We start from the raw sequence: 19539 nt of genomic DNA on the forward strand, positions 1-19539 counted from the left end.
ATACAGTATGTGGTTCTCGACTTTACTTTGACTTCGCTGAGTATAAACTACAACTAATTACATCTTTGTTTAAGAAGAGTTTCGACTGCACTCAAACTAGCAACTAGAACTAATTTATAAAGACCAATGCTGCTCCCTAACCCCGATGGGAGCGGCATCCTTTTTTTCTGTACAAGACAGGTTAAAAACTTGTCTTGTATAGAAAAAAAGATATAGTGGACAGCGGTAACCCTGTTTCCTGAAAATGCCTTTTGACTCCGTTCCTAAAACAACTTTATCCCTTGAGAAATAATTCGCAAATGGCATAGAATAGTTTACTTTTGCAAAAAAATAAGCACTGTGAATTACTTATCTGTCGAAAATATCTCTAAGTCTTTTGGAGAAAGAACTCTTTTTGAAAACCTTTCGTTTGGGATTAATAAGGACCAAAAAATTGCCTTTATTGCTAAAAATGGTTCGGGAAAAACCTGTATCATGAAAATTATTAATGGCGAGGACGAGCCAGATACGGGACAAGTAGTGGTTCGTAAAGACATAAAAATGGCGTTTTTGTCACAAGAACACAATCTACAAGATGAATTGACGATTGAGGAAAGTATTTTCGCATCGGATAATGAAATTTTGAAGGTTATTGAACGCTACGAAAAAGCGTTGGAAAATCCCGAAGATGAAGAAGCCTATCAAAAAGCATTTGACCAAATGGATCAATACAATGCTTGGGATTTCGAAACGCAGTTTAAGCAAATTTTGTTCAAATTAAAGCTGGAAGATTTCAAACTGAAGGTTAAGAATTTGTCGGGGGGACAGAAAAAAAGGTTATCTCTCGCTATCATTTTGATCAATCGCCCTGATTTATTGATTCTAGACGAACCTACCAACCACTTGGATTTGGAGATGATTGAATGGCTGGAAAGTTATTTTGCTAAAGAAAACATTACATTATTTATGGTCACGCACGATCGTTTCTTTTTGGAACGCGTGTGCAACGAAATTATTGAATTAGACAACGGAAAATTGTATCAATACAAAGGCAATTATTCCTATTATTTAGAAAAAAAAGAAGAGCGAATTGCCTCTGAAAATGCTAGTATTGACAAAGCGAAAAACTTGTTTGTAAAAGAACTGGAATGGATGCGCAGACAACCTAAAGCTCGAACAACCAAGTCAAAATCGCGTCAGGACGATTTTTATATCATCAAGGAAAAAGCGCAAAGTAGACGTCGTGAAAACAAAATAGAATTGGAAATCAACATGGAGCGAATGGGTAGCAAAATTATTGAGCTACACAAAATCTCAAAGAAATTCAAGGATCGTGTGATTTTGGATAACTTTAGTTTTGATTTTCAAAGAGGCGAACGCATTGGGATTATTGGCAAAAATGGAACAGGAAAATCTACTTTTTTGAATGTCCTAACAGGTACTTTGCCACCAGATAGCGGAAAAGTCATTGTGGGTGACACTATTAAAATTGGGTATTACACTCAATCAGGAATTAACCCAAAACCCAATCAAAGAGTCATTGACATCATCAAAGAATACGGCGAATACATTCCGTTGAGCAAAGGAAGAATCATTTCGGCTTCGCAATTATTGGAACGCTTTCTGTTTGATTCTAAAAAGCAATATGATTTTGTAGAAAAGCTGAGCGGAGGCGAATTGAAACGCTTATACTTGTGTACCGTATTGATTCAGAATCCTAACTTCTTAATTCTCGATGAGCCTACCAATGATTTGGATATTGTAACCCTGAATGTTTTAGAGAATTTCCTTTTAGACTATCCAGGTTGTTTGCTAGTAGTATCGCACGACCGTTATTTTATGGATAAAATTGTAGATTATTTATTCGTGTTTAGAGGTCAAGGAGAGATTGAAAACTTTCCGGGCAATTACTCTGATTTTAGAGCATACGAAGACAGCGCAGATGTCGCCCAAAAAGAAGAAAACAAAAGTGAGAAAAAAGATTGGAAACAAAATAATCCATCAGGAAACTTGACTTTTAACGAGCAAAAAGAATATCAAAAAATAGAAAAAGAAATTAAAGACCTAGAACTAGAAAAAGCCAAAATAGAACAGCTTTTCACTGACGGCCAAGTCATTGACATCGAAAAGAAAGCCAAAGAATTGGAGGATATCATCAAAAAAATCGAAACTAAAGAAGAGCGTTGGTTTGAACTTTCTGCTAAATTAGAAGGGTAACCAATTTTAAAAATAAAAATCGTTATTTTACTTTTTTTGGAAAGGACAATTCTATCAACTAGTGTTTTTACTACTTTCGCGTTTATATAAATTTAATTATAATATGAGACACCTTTTATCCACCTTATTAGCAATAACTTTTTTTATTTCATGCTCTAAAGACATTGAAACAGTAACAGATTATACTGCCAAAAATGAGCAAGAAATAAAAGATTACCTAGCCAAAAATAATTTAACCGCACAAAGAACTGATTCAGGTTTGTATTACATCATCAATGAACCTGGCACAGGAACAAAACCTACAGCAACATCTAATGTTACTGTGGCATACAAAGGATATTTTACCAACGGAAATGTATTTGACCAAAGCAAAGCAGAAGGCATCTCTTTTGGATTAAATCAAGTGATCAAAGGATGGACAGAAGGAATTCCTTATTTTAAAACAGGAGGAAGTGGAGTACTCTTAATCCCCTCTCATTTGGGATACGGAAGCTCTAATTACGGACCAATTCCTGGAGGTTCTGTACTTATTTTCGATGTTAAATTAATTTCTGTAAATTAGTTTATTTGAAAAAAAAACACAAAGCCGCTACCTCTTAGATAGTGGCTTTTTTCATGCTTCTAATCGACTTGTAAAACACATATTTTTAAAATACATTTATAGAAATTAAATGGAATGAAAAAGATAGTATTGTTTCTGCTCTTATCTTATAGTGTTTATCTTCAAGCACAACATAATAACGAGAATTATTCGAGTAACTCATCAACAAAAAAATACAATTTCGGTATAGAACTCGATGCCTTACCTTATGCTACGGGCGGTTACTTTGCTGGAGCTTGGATTGGAAAAAACCAATGGAGAACACGGGCACTTCTAGCCGATGTAAACCTACCTGATTTTACCACCAAAAAAGGATTTACAAACCATCATGTTAGAGCATATGCTGTGCTTCTGGATCGGTTTCTTAATAAAAACTGGAAAGGCTGGTGGGTTGGTGCTGGTCCTGTATATTGGAAAAGCTCCATTCAAGATGACAACCGAAAAACAACTCAAAATTTTGAAAACATATTACTTAATGGTAGCATTGGGTACAATTTCACTATTTACAAAAACCTGTATGTTTCACCTTGGGCAGGTATGAGTTGCAAGATTGGAGGCAACGACCACTTTAGACTTGAAAACAAAGCCTATAAATTACCGCTTTTAAATCCTGAATTGTCTATAAAACTTGGTATATTCTTCTGATTTAAATAAAATCATCAAACTTGCGCTTGTACCTTTTTTTTAAAAAAAAGAGATTAACTCCTATTCATTTACTCCTCATATAAGATGTTACTTTTTTCACTAAAATCATACTTGAACTTTTTATGGCGCTCCAAAAACGAACATGGCGTACACTCTCCTTTTGTTTTCTCATTGGTAACCCGTTGTTTTTATAACAAAGAGAACAAACCAAAATACTCCCTCCTAAAAAACTACAGAAAAGCATTACTCGAGAATAAAGAAACAATTACCGTTAAGGATTTTGGTGCAGGTTCAAGGGTATTCAAATCCAACAAAAGACAGATTGCAAAAATTGCAAAAACTGCTGGGATTTCGGCAAAACGAGCTGAGTTATTGTATAGAATTGTTGAGTATTTTGAGCCAAAATCGATTTTAGAAATAGGAACTTCGTTAGGATTAGCTACCTCTGCCCTTGCGTTAGGAAATCCAAAAGCAAAAATTACAACACTAGAAGGTTGTCCCGAAACTTCAAGAATTGCCCAAGAGCAATTAAACAAAAGTCGTATCGAAAATATAAAATCAGTAACCACATCATTTGAATCGTTTTTCACATCCAAAGAGCTCGATAAACATTACGATTTTATTTATTTTGATGGAAACCATTCAAAAGAAGCAACTCTGAACTACTTCGAATATTTATTACCCACTATACATAACGAAACAGTATGGATTTTTGATGATATCCATTGGTCTGCTGCAATGGAAGAAGCTTGGGAAATTATTAAAAAACACCCTCAAGTGAAAGTGACTATCGATACCTATCAATGGGGCTTAGTTTTCTTTAGAAAGGAACAAGCCAAAGAGCATTTTGTAATTCGGATTTAAAGTTGTGTAAACACTTAAATAATTTAAATTTGTTGTAACAATATCGTTCATTTGCAGTCCTATCTGCTATAAGTAAAGTAAACTATTAAACTTCCAACCAATAATGAGCAATCCACTTATCAAAATAACCAATATTAAACGAAATTTTTCATTGGGTAACGAAACGGTTTATGTGTTAAAAGGAATCGATTTAGAAATATACAAAGGAGAATATGTAGCGCTCATGGGGCCATCGGGATCCGGAAAATCTACCTTAATGAATCTTTTGGGTTGTTTAGACACCCCAACATCTGGAAATTACATTTTGAATGGCAAAGACGTCAGCAAAATGAGAGATGACGAATTGGCCGAAATTAGAAATAAAGAAATTGGCTTCGTTTTTCAAACGTTTAACCTTTTGCCAAGAACAACAGCATTGGACAATGTTGCTCTACCAATGATTTATGCAGGTTATTCAAAATCAGAACGTGTAGCAAGAGCCACAGATGTACTCCAACAAGTAAACCTAGCCGATAGAATGGATCACCAACCTAACCAACTTTCAGGAGGTCAACGTCAGCGTGTGGCTATTGCAAGAGCCCTTGTCAACAAACCTTCTATCATCCTTGCCGATGAACCTACCGGAAATCTAGATAGTAAAACTTCGGTTGAAATTATGAAGTTATTTGGTGACATTCACGCTCAAGGAAATACCGTTATTCTAGTAACTCACGAAGAGGATATTGCGGCTTATGCACACCGCGTAATTCGTTTAAGAGACGGATTGATAGAGACAGATACTACAAAGTAATTTATAAATTGGATTTGTTAATTAGTTAACCCATAAACAGTCCCGATACTTTGGGACAATCAAACTTCTTAGGATGAAAGTATATACAAAAACGGGGGACACAGGAACCACCGCTTTATTTGGAGGAACTCGAGTACCAAAAGATCATGCCCGTATTGAAAGTTATGGCACTGTAGATGAACTCAATTCCTACATCGGCTTGATTCGTGATCAAGAAATGGACAATCATTATAAAAATACACTTATCGAGGTGCAAGATCGTTTGTTCACCATTGGAGCTATATTAGCGACACCACCCGAAAAAGAAGTGATGAAAAACGGAGAACTACGTTTAAAAAAATTAGGTATAGTAGCAGAAGACATTGAGTTTTTAGAACTTGAAATTGACGCTATGGAAGCTTTGCTTCCACCTATGACTCATTTTGTTTTACCAGGAGGACACACTACCGTGTCATATTGTCATATTGCGCGTTGTGTTTGCCGAAGAGCCGAACGATTAGCCGTGCATTTAAGCCACAACGAACCTGTTCCTCCAATCGCTATTCAGTACTTGAACCGACTTTCTGACTACCTTTTTGTATTGGCACGAAAGTTGACCCTAGATTTGAATGCAGAGGAAGTAAAATGGATTCCTAGAAAGTAATTTTTTTCCTAAAAAAAACGTTCTTAACTTTACGCAAAAATAAATTGCATTTTACTTGTATTATTCCGTAAAAAATTTATTTTTGCACAAATTAAATCGACAAAATATGTATTGGACATTAGAATTAGCATCTTATTTAAGTGATGCACCATGGCCTGCTAACAAAGACGAACTTATTGACTACGCTATTAGAGCTGGAGCTCCATTAGAAGTAGTAGAAAACCTTCAATCTATTGAAGATGAGGGCGAGATATATGAATCAATGGAAGAAATTTGGCCAGATTATCCTACGGACGAAGATTACCTTTGGAACGAGGATGAGTATTAAAAAGTAACCCAAGAAAAAGTCTCAAAAAGAGGCTTTTTTTTTGTTAGAAATAACACAAAATATAAAACAGAAATACAACTAAATCATGAGTTTCATTAACAGCATATTAAAAATATTTGTAGGCGATAAATCTCAAAAAGATATTAAAGCCTTACAACCTTATCTCAATAAAATCAAAAGTTTTGAAAGTACTCTTCAAGGACTTTCTCACGATGAACTAAGAGCCAAAACTGCTTTCTTTAAAGAAAAAATAAAACAAGCAAGAGCTGAAAAAGATGCCAAAATTGCTACTTTAAAAGAAGAAGTAGAAACTATCTCAGATATCGATAAAAGAGAGGATATTTATATCGCTATTGACGCTCTTGAAAAAGAAGCCTATGATATTTCTGAAAAAACCTTAATGGAAATTCTTCCTGAAGCTTTTGCAGTAGTAAAAGAAACAGCCCGAAGATTCAAAGAAAACACTACCATAAGTGTTACAGCCACACCAAAAGACCGAGAATTATCAGCTACCAAAAGTTACATTACGATTGTAGGTGATACCGCTAACTGGGCCAATTCATGGAATGCAGCAGGTAAAGAAATTACTTGGGACATGATTCATTATGATGTACAGTTAATCGGTGGTATGGTGTTGCACCAAGGTAAAATTTCTGAAATGCAAACGGGTGAAGGAAAAACATTAGTTGCTACTCTTCCTTTATACTTAAATGCTTTGACGGGAAATGGAGTACACTTAGTAACTGTAAATGATTACTTAGCCAAACGTGATAGTACGTGGAAAGCCCCTCTGTTTGAATTTCATGGTTTAACGGTAGATTGTATTGATAATCACCAACCAAATTCTGAAGGCAGAAAAAAAGCTTACGATGCAGATATTACCTACGGAACCAATAACGAATTTGGTTTCGATTACCTGAGAGACAATATGGCACATTCGCCAGAGGATTTAGTGCAACGTAAACACAATTACGCCATTGTCGATGAGGTGGATTCTGTGTTGATAGATGACGCTAGAACTCCATTAATCATTTCTGGTCCAGTTCCTCAAGGAGACCGTCATGAATTTATGGAATTGAAACCAAAAATCGAAAACTTAGTAAACCTACAGCGTCAATTGGCCAATGGATTTTTGGCTGAAGCAAAAAAGCTAATCAAAGAAGGAAACACCAAAGATGGTGGTTTCAATTTATTGAGAGCTTACAGAAGCTTACCAAAAAACAAAGCATTGATTAAATTCTTGAGTGAAGAAGGTATCAAGCAATTGCTTCAAAAGACAGAAAACCAATACATGCAAGACAACAATCGTGAAATGCATGTTGTAGATGAAGCTTTATACTTTGTTATAGAAGAAAAAAACAATCAAGTAGAATTGACGGATAATGGAATTAAATTCCTTTCTGGTGATACAGATGCAGACTTCTTCGTTCTTCCAGACATTGGAACTGAAATTGCAGCTATCGAAAAACAAAATTTAGACAAAGATGCTGAAGCAGAAGCTAAAGAAAGATTGTTCCAAGATTTTGGAGTAAAAAGCGAGCGTATCCATACGTTAACTCAATTGTTAAAAGCTTATACTCTTTTTGAAAAAGATGTTGAATATGTAATCATGGACAATAAAATCCTTATTGTTGATGAACAAACAGGACGTATTATGGATGGTCGTCGTTACTCAGACGGATTACACCAAGCCATTGAAGCCAAAGAAAATGTAAAAATTGAAGCAGCCACTCAAACTTTTGCTACAGTTACTTTACAAAACTACTTTAGAATGTATAACAAACTAGGTGGTATGACTGGAACAGCTGTAACAGAGGCTGGCGAGTTATGGCAAATCTACAAATTGGATGTTGTTGAAATTCCAACAAACAAGGGAATTGCCAGAATTGACAAAGACGATTTGATTTACAAAACCACTCGTGAAAAATTCAATGCCGTAATCGAAGATGTTACCGAGTTATCTAAAGCAGGAAGACCTGTCTTAATTGGAACTACTTCTGTTGAAATTTCAGAATTATTGAGCAGAATGCTTAAAATGCGTGGTATTACTCACAATGTATTGAATGCCAAAATGCACAAACAAGAGGCTCAAATTGTTGAAGAAGCAGGTAAACCAGGTGTGGTAACTATCGCTACCAACATGGCGGGTCGTGGAACGGATATCAAATTGACACCAGAAGTAAAAGCAGCTGGTGGACTGGCCATCATCGGTACGGAACGTCACGATTCGCGTCGTGTGGACCGTCAGTTACGTGGTCGTGCTGGTCGTCAAGGAGACCCAGGAAGTTCTCAATTCTATGTTTCTTTAGAGGATAATTTAATGCGTTTGTTTGGTTCTGAAAGAGTAGCCAAAGTAATGGATAGAATGGGCTTACAAGAAGGTGAAGTAATTCAACATTCTATGATGACCAAATCTATCGAACGCGCACAGAAAAAAGTAGAAGAAAACAACTTTGGAGTTCGTAAACGTTTGTTAGAATATGATGACGTAATGAACGCACAACGTGAAGTGGTATACAAACGTCGTCGTCATGCTTTGTTTGGCGAGCGTTTGAAATTAGATATCGCCAATATGTTGTATGATACTTGCGAATTAATTGTTACCAACAATAAATTAAGCAACGATTACAAAAACTTCGAGTTTGAATTGATTCGTTACTTCTCTATCACGTCACCAGTTAGCGAAAGTGATTTTGCCAAACTGAATGAAATGGAGTTAACTGGAAAAATATACAAAGCCACATTAGATTTTTACACCGAAAAAACAGCAAGAAGCGCTAGAGAAGCCTTCCCTATTATCAAAAGTGTATATGAGGACCCAAACAACCAATTCGAGCGCATTGTAGTTCCTTTCTCAGACGGAATTAAATCCTTGAATGTGGTAACCGATTTGAAAAAAGCTTACGATACTGAAGGAGCGCAATTAGTAGCTGATTTTGAAAAAAACATCACTTTAGCGATTGTAGACGAAGCTTGGAAAAAACATTTACGTAAAATGGACGAATTGAAACAATCGGTTCAATTGGCAGTTCACGAACAAAAAGACCCCTTGCTTATTTACAAATTAGAAGCCTTCAACTTATTCCGCTCTATGTTGGATAATGTGAATAAAGAAGTGATTTCATTCTTATTTAAAGGTGACTTGCCAGCTCAAGAAAATCAAAGAATTCAAGAAGCTAAAGAAGTAGAACGTCCAAAAGAGGATTACCAACTGAATAAAGACGAAATCGAGAACAGCGAAAGTATCAATCGCGAGGCAGGACAAACACAAGCTCGTCAAGTGACTGAAACTATTGTTCGCGACCAGCCTAAAATTAATCGTAATGATACGGTAACTATTCAAGAAGTAGCTACTGGCAAAACCGAAACGATGAAATACAAAAAAGCTGAAAGCTTATTAGCAGCTGGAACTTGGGTTTTAGTAAGCTAAACCCAATTTTATATAACAAAACAAAGGCTACCCAAAAGGTAGCCTTTGTTATTTGGTAAAGGTAAAAAGTCAAATTCTAAATTCTAAATTCCAAGGCTAACAGCTAAAAGCCATAAGCCAAATGCTATTTTTTCTCCTCAAAATAACGCGCCTCGATGCGTTTGATGTCTTTGATGGATTTTCGTGCCCAATCGAGTCGTTTTTCTAGAATTTGTGCTTCGGTTAATTGCCAAGGAATATCGGAATTGCGCAAACGATTGGTTAGATTTTGCAAAATAATTGCAGCGGATACTGAAATATTCAAACTTTCGGTGAAACCTACCATAGGTATTTTGAGGAAACCATCGGCTTTTTGCATAATCTCTTCTGATAAACCTTCTTTTTCGGTACCAAAACACAAAGCGCTGGGTTTAGAAAAATCAAAATTCTCTAAATCACAATCATTGGTATGAGGTGTGGTGGCTATGATTTGATAACCTTTACTTTTTAGTGTATCGATACAATTGCTTACCGAATCAAATGGGGTAATATCGACCCACTTTTGAGCGCCCATAGCGATTTGTTTGTCGATTCGTTTACCAAAACGCTGCTCGATTACATTCATATTTTGTACCCCAAAAACTTCACAACTACGCATAACCGCACTAGCATTGTGCATTTGAAACACGTCCTCGACTACCACTGTAAAATGATTGGTTCTGTTTTTGAGTACTTTTAAGAAATTCTCTTTTCTATTGTCGGTTAAAAATCCTTCTAAATATTCTAGGTAATCCAAATCTATCATCCCTGATTTTTTTTTGGCAAAAATAAGAAAAGTAATTAGTCCTTAGTAATTAGAGATTAGTATTTGGGTTTTGGAATTTGTAATTTGAGTTTTGGATTTTGGAATTGGGAATTGGGAATTGATTGAAAAAATGATTTTATTTGAGTTGTTGTTTTTGCGTGAGGGATAGTAGCTAGCTACCGAAGTAGCGCGGATAGCCCGACCGCAGCTTCGCAAAGGGGCGCATAACACGCTTGCTGAATGCCCCTTTGTGAAGCTGTGGGCACGCCCAAATAATGGTGAACAAATTAATTTACTACAAATGAAAAAGAAGTTAGTGGTTTTAACAGGAGCCGGAATAAGTGCTGAAAGCGGCATAAAAACCTTTAGAGATAGCGACGGATTGTGGGAAGGGCACGATGTAATGGAGGTGGCAACGCCAGAAGGATGGCGAAAAAATCCTGCATTGGTTTTGGATTTTTACAATCAAAGAAGGAAGCAACTATTGGAGGTCAAGCCGAATATGGCGCATCTGGTTTTGGTGGAATTGGAGCAGGGTTTTGAAGTTCATATTGTCACGCAAAATGTAGATGATTTGCATGAACGTGCGGGAAGTCAGAACGTTTTACACTTGCACGGTGAGTTGCTAAAAGTACGAAGCACACGAAATGAATCGTATGTTTTGGATTGGAGAGGTGATTTGCAACTGGGCGATTGTGATGCGAACGGCAACCAATTACGTCCGCATATTGTTTGGTTTGGCGAAGCGGTTCCTGCCCTAGAAGCCGCGATTGATTTGGTAGAACAAGCGGATTATATCGCCATTATTGGAACTTCGTTGCAAGTGTATCCTGCGGCAGGACTGACGGATTTTGCACCCAAAAATGTTCCTATTTTTTATATTGACCCCAAAGCGACTACAATTCCGAATTTGAGAAATCCGCTGACTTGTATTGCTATGAAGGCTACAGAAGGAATTCTTGTTTTGCAACAAAAGTTATTGGAATTAGAGAAAAAAACTAAGTCTTGAAAACTGAATACTGAACACTTATGCTTATTTTTGTGCCTTTCGAACAAAAAACACAACAATGACTACTTTAAACGAATTAAATGCCATTTCTCCTATTGATGGGAGATATAGAAATAAAACAATTGCATTAGCGCCTTTTTTCTCGGAAGAAGCGTTGATTAAATACCGTGTTTTGGTTGAAATCGAGTATTTCATTGCCCTATGCGAACAACCTTTACCACAATTGAATGGAGTAAACCCAAGTGTATTTGAGAGTTTACGCAACATCTACAAAAACTTTAGTACCGAAGATGCGCTTTGGATTAAGGAAACTGAAAAAGTTACCAATCACGACGTAAAAGCGGTAGAATACTTTATAAAAGACGCTTTTGAAAAATTGGGTCTTTCGGCTCACAAAGAGTTTATTCATTTTGGATTGACTTCTCAGGACATTAACAATACGGCTATTCCGCTTTCGACAAAAGAAGCATTTGAAAAAGTGTATATGCCATCCTTGATTGGTTTAATTGCCAAATTGAAAGAGTTAAGTCAAGAATGGGCTCACGTTCCTATGTTGGCTCGTACGCACGGTCAGCCTGCCTCTCCTACTCGTTTAGGAAAAGAAATTGGGGTATTTGTTGAGCGTTTAGAAGAACAAATGCGTTTGTTGTTTAATATCCCGTTTGCGGCTAAATTTGGTGGTGCTACTGGAAATTACAATGCACACCACGTTGCCTATCCACAAATTGACTGGAGACAATTTGGTAAAAAATTCGTGGAAGATACCTTAGGATTGCACCATTCTTTCCCAACGACTCAGATTGAACATTACGACCATTTTGCTGCTTTTTTCGATGCTTTAAAAAGAATCAACACCATCATTATCGATTTGGACCGTGATATTTGGACGTATGTTTCGATGGAGTATTTTAAACAAAAAATCAAAGCTGGCGAAATTGGTTCTTCAGCTATGCCACATAAAGTAAACCCTATTGATTTTGAAAACTCTGAAGGAAATTTAGGCATTGCCAATGCGATTTTTGAGCATTTGTCTGCCAAATTACCGATTTCAAGACTACAACGCGATTTGACCGACAGTACCGTTTTGAGAAACATTGGAGTGCCAATGGGACATACACTTATTGCTTTTGAAGCAACTTTGAAAGGATTGAACAAATTGCTATTGAACGAAAGTAAATTCCACGAAGATTTAGAAAACAATTGGGCCGTTGTAGCCGAAGCGATTCAAACAATTTTGCGTCGCGAAGCCTATCCAAATCCTTATGAAGCATTAAAAGGTTTGACTAGAACTAACGAGGCGATTACTAAAGATTCTATTCATAGTTTTATCGCGACCTTAGATGTTTCGGAAGCTATAAAAGCAGAATTACTACAAATCACACCAAGTAATTTTATTGGAATTTAATCGTCCAAAAAATATTTTTACCTACAAAAGCTATCCTAACCGATAGCTTTTTTTTGGTTTTAACTTTTTGTTGTAGCTCAAAAACAGGATTTCAAAAACGATTTTTGTAAATTAGCCAAAATCGAGATTTTATAATTTTCAAAACCAAAAATAATGAGTGCAGTTGCAGAAGCATCAACCCATCTTGAACCACTAATTACTGATTTGGGGTTAATACTTATGACGGCAGGAATTGCTGTATTACTGTTCAAAAAATTAAAGCAACCTTTAGTCTTAGGCTATTTAATTGCAGGATTTTTGGCTGGGAATAATTTTGACTTTTTTCCAACCATTCGCGATACCAAAAGTGTTGAAGTTTGGGCAGAGATTGGCATCATCTTTTTACTATTCAGTTTGGGTTTAGAATTCAGTTTTAAAAAACTAATCAAAGTAGGCGGAACGGCATCGATAACTGCCATCACTCAAATTAGCTTTATGATTTTTTTGGGCTATTTTGTGGGACAATTGTTAGATTGGTCCAAAATGGATAGTCTTTTTTTAGGTGTAATTCTATCTATTTCATCAACAACAATTATTTTGAAAAGTTTTGATGAATTAGGCATTAAAGTACAACGATTTGTAGGCAATGTAATTGGTGCGTTAATCGTACAGGATATTATTGCCATTTTACTAATGGTTCTTTTGTCTACAATAGCCGTTAGCGAAAATTTCTCGGGTGGTGAGTTGATTCAATCCATTTTGAAATTGGTTTTCTTTTTAGTGCTTTGGTTTTTGAGTGGAATTTTTATCATTCCAACGGTATTAAAAAAAGCCAAGCATTTATTAACAGATGAGATGTTACTTATCATTGCCATTGCTCTTTGTTTGTTGATGGTAATATTGGCTGCAAATGTTGGTTTTTCACCAGCGTTAGGTGCCTTTATCATGGGGTCAATCATTGCCGAAACCACTCAAGCGGAACATATAGAGCATTTAGTAAAGCCCGTAAAAGATTTGTTTGGCGCAGTATTTTTCGTTTCGGTTGGAATGTTGATTGACCCGCATGCTTTAGTAGAACACGCAATTCCAGTTCTAATTTTATCTATAGCAACCATACTTGGCCAATCTATTAGTTCAACCATTGGATGTCTTCTCTCTGGTCAACCACTTAAGGAATCCGTTCAAACAGGAATGAGTTTATCACAAATTGGTGAGTTTTCATTTATCATTGCTACTTTAGGAATTACGCTTCAAGTAACTAGTTCGTTCCTTTACCCAATAGTGGTTGCTGTTTCAGCAATGACAACGTTTAGTACACCCTATATGATTAAATTATCAGGGCCTTTTTCTGATTTTTTAAGTAGAAAACTACCCCGAAAATGGCTTAAAAAAATTGAAAGATATAGTGCAAGTACCCAAGCCATCAAAACAGTTAATAATTGGAAAATTGTCATTAATGCTTATTTGATACAGGTAATTATTCACTCTATAATTATTGTTGCCGTTATTTTACTTTCATCAAGATTCATTCTGCCATTAGTAAAAGAATATCCTTTTGGAGCAGCTATAGGCGCTTTAATTACATTGGCTTTTTTAGCGCCATTTCTTTGGGCATTATCGCTAAGAAGAGTTGCGGTTGCCGAGGTTAGTATTCTTTTGGAAGAGCGAAAATCTAGAGGTCCAATGGCAATGTTATTCTTATTTAGAATACTAATTGCCATTGTTTATATTGGCTTGTTATTGAATATCTTCTTTTCTCAAAAAACAGCTTTACTTGCGTTTGTAGTGGCTATTATTCTATACTTTTTGTTCCAAAAGAGATTAAACCATCAGTATCATAAAATAGAGAATCATTTTTTATCCAATTTAAATGATAGAGAAATCACAAAAGCTAAAAGAAGTCGTAGTGATTTATCGCCTTGGGATGGTCACATGGCAGTTTTTGATATTGCAGCCGAATCGAATATTGCTGGTGAGACTTTAAAAAAATTACAACTAAGAGAACAACTTGGAATCAACGTTGCTTCTATCAAAAGGGGTGAAATTACCATTCATATTCCAGACGCCAACGAGCGAATTTTTCCTGGAGATGAAGTATTTGTAATTGGAACTGATGCTCAAGTACAAGAATTCAAAAAATATTTGGACCAACACGAAATTGAAGCCACACCAGAAGTTAGAGAACCAGATATTGTACTCCGACAAATTGAGTTAAAAAATCATGAGTTTATTGGTAAAAGCATCAAAGAGTCTAAACTTCGTGAAAAGACAAAAGGCCTAGTAGTGGGAATTGAAAAAAGAGGACAACGGTTCATGAATCCTGAATCGAATATCTTGCTAGAAAAAGATGATATTTTGTGGATTGTAGGCGATAAAAAATTATTAGCTGATTTGGTGCATGAATAAAGCACTAAGGACTTAAAATCCATGGTTTTGGTTATAGACTTAAGCCTTCACGTTTGAACACTAAAAAACCGCAAATTCGCAAATTACAAACTTACAAGCAGACTATAATTTGCGGTAAACATTTTTAGAACCTGAAAGGAAAACGCACTAAAGCACATAGTTTTAAATAAAATTTGAGACCAACAAAAAAGTGCAAAATCGAAATTTTGCACTTTTAAAAATTTATTGATAAAATTAGAACTACCTAGAATAATTAGGAGCTTCTTTAGTAATCGTCACGTTGTGAGGATGACTTTCGTTGATTCCACTTGAAGTAATACGAACAAACCTACCTGTTTCTTTTAGAGTTGGAATGTCTTTTGCTCCGCAATACCCCATACCAGCACGAAGTCCACCAATAAATTGTTGCATACTTTCGTTCAACTCGCCTTTGTAAGGTACGCGTCCAACAATTCCTTCCGGTACCAATTTCTTCACATCGTCTTCTACGTCTTGGAAATAACGATCTTTGGATCCTTCTTGCATCGCTTCAACAGAACCCATTCCTCTGTAAGATTTGAATTTTCTTCCTTCAAATATAATAGTCTCCCCTGGTGATTCTTTGGTACCTGCCAATAATGACCCTAACATTACACAGTCAGCTCCAGCAGCAATGGCTTTAGGAATATCTCCTGTATAACGAATTCCTCCATCTGCAATAACCGGAACTCCAGAACCTTTGATAGCCGCAGCAACTTCGAGAACCGCAGAAAACTGAGGAAAACCAACTCCTGCAACAACTCTTGTAGTACAAATAGAACCTGGTCCAATTCCTACTTTTACCCCATCAGCTCCACTTTCAACCAAGTATTGTGCTGCTTCTGGTGTTGCAATATTACCAACAATAACATCAATTTGTGGGAATTTAGACTTTACTTCTTTTAATACATTAACCACACCTTGTGTATGACCGTGAGCGGTATCGATAATAATAGCGTCTACTCCTGCGTGAACCAAAGCTTCGGCTCTTTGCACTGCATCTCCAGTAACTCCAATGGCAGCAGCTACTCGTAGGCGTCCATAAATATCTTTATTAGCAATTGGTTTTTGAGTTAATTTAGTAATATCTCTAAACGTAATCAAACCAACCAATTCGTATTTATCATTTACAACAGGTAACTTTTCGATTTTATGCCCTTGCAAAACTACCTCAGCTTGTTCTAATGAGGTTCCTTCTGCAACCGTAATCAAATTATCTTTAGTCATTACCTCAACGATAGCTCTTGACGTATTTTTCTCAAAACGCAAATCTCGGTTGGTAACAATTCCTTTTAGAATTTTATTTTCATCAACAATTGGAATACCTCCAATGCCATATTCTTTCATTGCCATTTTAGCATCAGCAACTGTAGAAGTCAACGGCAAAGTAACAGGGTCGATAATCATTCCTGACTCGGCTCTTTTCACTTTTCTTACTTTAGCTGCTTGCTGCTCAATAGTCATGTTCTTGTGCAACACTCCAATACCTCCTTCTTGAGCCATAGCAATCGCCATAGCACTTTCAGTCACTGTATCCATAGCGGCAGATACAATAGGTACATTTAAAGTTATGTTTCTTGAAAATTTGGACTGAATACTCACTTCGCGAGGAAGAACGCTAGAGTAATTGGGAACTAATAATACATCATCGTAAGTTAAACCTTCACCGATAATCTTGGAATTGTGTGCTTTCATGGTGCAATTTCTAGTTGAATTGCGTGCAAATATAGACAATCTTAAGCAAAAAAACACCTAAACTTTACATTTATTGCCTAAATTGCAGGAATTGGAATATTTGTCAGTACTCATCAAACGGACAAAAACAATCAACAACCCCTATCATCATGTCTGAATCCAATATTACCTCTATTCAAGGGCTTTCTTCGGAAGAAGTAATCGCCTCTAGAACAAAAAACGGTGCCAATTCAACCGAACATCAACAAAAAAACAACTTTTTGCACTCGCTCTTCGAATTGATAAAGGAACCTATGTTCTTATTATTACTCACGGCTTCTAGTGTTTATTTCATAACTGCGGATTACAATAATGGCATTTTTATGCTTTTGGCTATTATTTTGGTCGTATCGATTTCCTTGTACCAGGAATCGAAAAGTAGAAATGCCATCGCTGCATTATCAAAATTAACACAACCCAAATGCAAAGTCATTCGAAATGGGGTAGTTGTTGAAATTCCTAGTGAAGAAATTGTTTTGGGCGATTTTATGCAAACAGAAGAAGGAACTTTTGTTCCCGCAGACGGAATTATCATCCAATCCAATGACTTTTCAGTTAATGAATCCATATTAACAGGCGAATCTTTAGCTGTATTTAAAAGCGAACAAACCCAAGACAAACAAATTTATCAAGGAACTATAGTCGCTAGCGGATTGGCTATTTGCCAAGTTACAGCTATTGGTAATCAAACACAATTGGGTAAAATTGGAAAAAGTCTAGACAACATAACGGAAGAAAAAACGCCATTACAGATTCAAATCAGCAATTTTGTCACTTACATTTCTTTGATTGGTTTGATTGCTTTTGTAATTGTTTGGGGAATCAACTATTGGAATTCTAAACTAATTTTAGACAGCTTACTAAAAGCATTAACCCTCGCTATGAGTATTATCCCCGAAGAAATTCCGGTAGCTTTTACCACTTTTATGGCACTTGGAGCTTGGCGATTACTCCGAATGGGAATTATTGTAAAGCAGACTAAAACCGTAGAAACTTTAGGAAGTGCCACCGTAATTTGTACCGACAAAACAGGTACCATCACCGAAAACAAAATGAGTCTTGCCGAATGGTTTACTCTTGATGCTACAACGGTTACGGCAAGCCATACCCATTTAAACCCTAAAGAACAAGAACTTATCAAGGCTGCAATGTGGGCAAGTGAGCCCATCCCTTTTGATGCTATGGAAATAGCGTTGCATGAAACCTACACCAACTCCATTGCAACAGACGAGCGTCCTCTCTATAAAATGATTCACGAATATCCTTTGAGTGGAAAACCACCCATGATGACACATCTATTCGAAAACAAAGAAGAAAATCGAATTATTGCAGCCAAGGGAGCTCCAGAAGCCATTATTGCCTGTTCAAAACTATCGGAATCTGAAAAAGAAAAAATCAACAATGCTTTTCTCGCTATGACCCAAAAGGGATTTCGTGTGTTGGGCGTCGGGACAGCTGATTTTAACGGAACCAATTTCCCTAAAACACAACAAGAATTTGAACTAGATTTCAAAGGGCTAGTTGCTTTTTATGACCCTCCAAAAAAGAACATCAAAGCTGTTTTAGAAACTTTTTATAAAGCTGGAATTGCCGTAAAAATAATTACAGGCGACAATGCCGCAACCACCGCAACAATTGCTCAACAAATTGGTTTTAAAAACCCTGAAAAAATACTCAATGGAGACGAACTAATGCAAATGAGTCCTGCTACATTAAAAGAGAAAGTAATGGAAACTACTATTTTTACTAGAATGTTTCCAGAGGCAAAACTCAAAATCATTCAAGCGCTAAAAGACAATAATCAAATTGTAGCCATGACCGGAGATGGTGTAAACGACGGGCCTGCGCTAAAATCAGCACACATCGGAATTGCTATGGGCAAAAAAGGAACTGAAATTGCCAAACAAGCCGCCAATTTAATTTTGATTGACGATGATTTTTCAAAAATGACAGAAGCCATTGCCATGGGAAGAAAAATCTATATGAATCTCAAAAAAGCCATTCGATACATTATCTCTATCCATATTCCCATCATTTTAATTGTGCTTATTCCTTTAGCTTTGGGATGGGTTTATCCTAACATCTTTTCACCAGTGCATATTATTTTTTTAGAAATAATTATGGGACCTACTTGCTCTATCATTTATGAGAATGAACCAATGGAAGACAATCTGATGACACAAAAACCAAGACCATTGAGTACCACTTTTTTCAGTTGGAAAGAAATCACCATTAGCCTAATTCAAGGACTATGGATAACCGCAGGATTGTTGGTCGTTTACCAATTTGCTGTAGTCAATCAATATAGCGAAAACAGTACTCGAACTATGGTATTTTTGACCTTGATTCTGTCGAATGTGTTCTTAACTTTAGCCAATCGCTCCTTTTATTATTCTGTTTTAACCACTTGGAAATACAAGAATAACCTGGTAGTGCTCATCATCGGAATCACGCTTTTCATCACCGCTTTACTGCTTTTTATTCCACCATTATCTGAATTTTTCTTATTCGAAAAAATCACTTTACTTCAAATAGGATGGTGTACTCTAGTAGCTATAATTGCCGTCTTTTGGATTGAAATTTACAAATTCTTCAAAAGAAGAAAAAGCTAAAAAATATAAAATTTCAAGAATAAAAAATCCCAAATTCCAACTATAACTTTGGAATTTGGGATTTACTATTTAGGATTTGGAATTTAGGATTTGGG

Annotated in this window: 14 protein-coding genes; 12 read left to right on the top strand and 2 right to left on the bottom strand. The window is 36.2% G+C overall.

The genetic code is table 11. From position 1 onward, the window contains the following. Positions 1-339 precede the first annotated feature (339 nt). The 8 genes from ACZ1AQ_RS09040 to secA all read left to right on the top strand — a co-directional run bounded on the left by ACZ1AQ_RS09040 (position 340) and on the right by secA (position 9497). Positions 340-2196: an ABC-F family ATP-binding cassette domain-containing protein gene (locus tag ACZ1AQ_RS09040; RefSeq protein ID WP_489632589.1), complete on the top strand. Its 1857-nt coding sequence runs from the start codon at positions 340-342 to the stop codon at positions 2194-2196. A gap of 103 nt (positions 2197-2299) precedes the next feature. Beyond that, a complete protein-coding gene (locus ACZ1AQ_RS09045; protein ID WP_489632590.1) occupies positions 2300-2758 on the top strand; it encodes an FKBP-type peptidyl-prolyl cis-trans isomerase in 459 nt (152 codons plus the stop codon). Between the two features lie 114 nt (positions 2759-2872). Beyond that, positions 2873-3442, top strand: coding sequence for a hypothetical protein (locus tag ACZ1AQ_RS09050; RefSeq protein ID WP_489632591.1), 570 nt, complete (start codon positions 2873-2875; stop codon positions 3440-3442). Between the two features lie 84 nt (positions 3443-3526). After that, complete coding sequence (locus ACZ1AQ_RS09055; RefSeq protein ID WP_489632592.1) at positions 3527-4306, top strand: O-methyltransferase; 780 nt, start codon at positions 3527-3529, stop codon at positions 4304-4306. Positions 4307-4409: 103 nt separating this feature from the next. Further along, a complete protein-coding gene (locus ACZ1AQ_RS09060) occupies positions 4410-5096 on the top strand; it encodes an ABC transporter ATP-binding protein (RefSeq protein WP_489632593.1) in 687 nt (228 codons plus the stop codon). Between the two features lie 73 nt (positions 5097-5169). Beyond that, entirely contained in the window at positions 5170-5739 is a 570-nt protein-coding gene (locus ACZ1AQ_RS09065; RefSeq protein WP_489632594.1) for a cob(I)yrinic acid a,c-diamide adenosyltransferase, read from the top strand. A gap of 106 nt (positions 5740-5845) precedes the next feature. Further along, positions 5846-6067 carry a DUF2795 domain-containing protein gene (locus ACZ1AQ_RS09070; protein WP_007138072.1) on the top strand — a complete coding sequence of 74 codons (222 nt, stop codon included), beginning with the start codon at positions 5846-5848 and terminating at the stop codon, positions 6065-6067. Between the two features lie 85 nt (positions 6068-6152). Continuing rightward, complete coding sequence (gene secA, locus ACZ1AQ_RS09075) at positions 6153-9497, top strand: preprotein translocase subunit SecA (RefSeq protein WP_489632595.1); 3345 nt, start codon at positions 6153-6155, stop codon at positions 9495-9497. Positions 9498-9621: 124 nt separating this feature from the next. Here secA and ACZ1AQ_RS09080 read toward each other — a convergent pair whose 3' ends face one another. Then, the gene (locus tag ACZ1AQ_RS09080) at positions 9622-10281 is read right to left on the bottom strand and encodes a TrmH family RNA methyltransferase (protein ID WP_489632596.1); all 660 of its coding nucleotides are present in this window, start codon (positions 10279-10281) and stop codon (positions 9622-9624) included. Between the two features lie 301 nt (positions 10282-10582). Between ACZ1AQ_RS09080 and ACZ1AQ_RS09085 the strand changes: the two genes are divergently transcribed. From ACZ1AQ_RS09085 to ACZ1AQ_RS09095, 3 genes are all read left to right on the top strand, one after another. Next, positions 10583-11290, top strand: coding sequence for an SIR2 family NAD-dependent protein deacylase (locus tag ACZ1AQ_RS09085; protein ID WP_489632597.1), 708 nt, complete (start codon positions 10583-10585; stop codon positions 11288-11290). A 58-nt stretch (positions 11291-11348) separates the two neighbouring features. Then, entirely contained in the window at positions 11349-12695 is a 1347-nt protein-coding gene (gene purB / locus ACZ1AQ_RS09090) for an adenylosuccinate lyase (protein WP_489632598.1), read from the top strand. 153 nt (positions 12696-12848) lie between these two features. Next, the gene (locus ACZ1AQ_RS09095) at positions 12849-15080 is read left to right on the top strand and encodes a cation:proton antiporter domain-containing protein (RefSeq protein ID WP_489632599.1); all 2232 of its coding nucleotides are present in this window, start codon (positions 12849-12851) and stop codon (positions 15078-15080) included. Positions 15081-15320: 240 nt separating this feature from the next. Here ACZ1AQ_RS09095 and guaB read toward each other — a convergent pair whose 3' ends face one another. Continuing rightward, a complete protein-coding gene (guaB, locus tag ACZ1AQ_RS09100; RefSeq protein WP_489632600.1) occupies positions 15321-16793 on the bottom strand; it encodes an IMP dehydrogenase in 1473 nt (490 codons plus the stop codon). Positions 16794-16942: 149 nt separating this feature from the next. On the opposite strand from guaB, the gene ACZ1AQ_RS09105 reads away from it, so the two are divergent. Continuing rightward, entirely contained in the window at positions 16943-19444 is a 2502-nt protein-coding gene (locus ACZ1AQ_RS09105) for a cation-translocating P-type ATPase (RefSeq protein ID WP_489632601.1), read from the top strand. The last annotated feature ends 95 nt before the right edge of the window (positions 19445-19539 follow it).

It is taken from the genome of Flavobacterium sp. UM26 (genome assembly GCF_057922445.1).

Bases quoted from the DNA above. Each gene is read 5' to 3' on its own strand.
- ACZ1AQ_RS09065 (WP_489632594.1), top strand. From the start codon at position 5,170: ATGAAAGTATATACAAAAACGGGGGACACAGGAACCACCGCTTTATTT.
- ACZ1AQ_RS09060 (WP_489632593.1), top strand. From the start codon at position 4,410: ATGAGCAATCCACTTATCAAAATAACCAATATTAAACGAAATTTTTCA.
- ACZ1AQ_RS09105 (WP_489632601.1), top strand. From the start codon at position 16,943: ATGTCTGAATCCAATATTACCTCTATTCAAGGGCTTTCTTCGGAAGAA.
- ACZ1AQ_RS09055 (WP_489632592.1), top strand. From the start codon at position 3,527: ATGTTACTTTTTTCACTAAAATCATACTTGAACTTTTTATGGCGCTCC.
- ACZ1AQ_RS09070 (WP_007138072.1), top strand. From the start codon at position 5,846: ATGTATTGGACATTAGAATTAGCATCTTATTTAAGTGATGCACCATGG.
- secA (WP_489632595.1), top strand. From the start codon at position 6,153: ATGAGTTTCATTAACAGCATATTAAAAATATTTGTAGGCGATAAATCT.
- ACZ1AQ_RS09085 (WP_489632597.1), top strand. From the start codon at position 10,583: ATGAAAAAGAAGTTAGTGGTTTTAACAGGAGCCGGAATAAGTGCTGAA.
- guaB (WP_489632600.1), bottom strand. From the start codon at position 16,793: ATGAAAGCACACAATTCCAAGATTATCGGTGAAGGTTTAACTTACGAT.
- purB (WP_489632598.1), top strand. From the start codon at position 11,349: ATGACTACTTTAAACGAATTAAATGCCATTTCTCCTATTGATGGGAGA.
- ACZ1AQ_RS09050 (WP_489632591.1), top strand. From the start codon at position 2,873: ATGAAAAAGATAGTATTGTTTCTGCTCTTATCTTATAGTGTTTATCTT.
- ACZ1AQ_RS09095 (WP_489632599.1), top strand. From the start codon at position 12,849: ATGAGTGCAGTTGCAGAAGCATCAACCCATCTTGAACCACTAATTACT.
- ACZ1AQ_RS09080 (WP_489632596.1), bottom strand. From the start codon at position 10,281: ATGATAGATTTGGATTACCTAGAATATTTAGAAGGATTTTTAACCGAC.
- ACZ1AQ_RS09045 (WP_489632590.1), top strand. From the start codon at position 2,300: ATGAGACACCTTTTATCCACCTTATTAGCAATAACTTTTTTTATTTCA.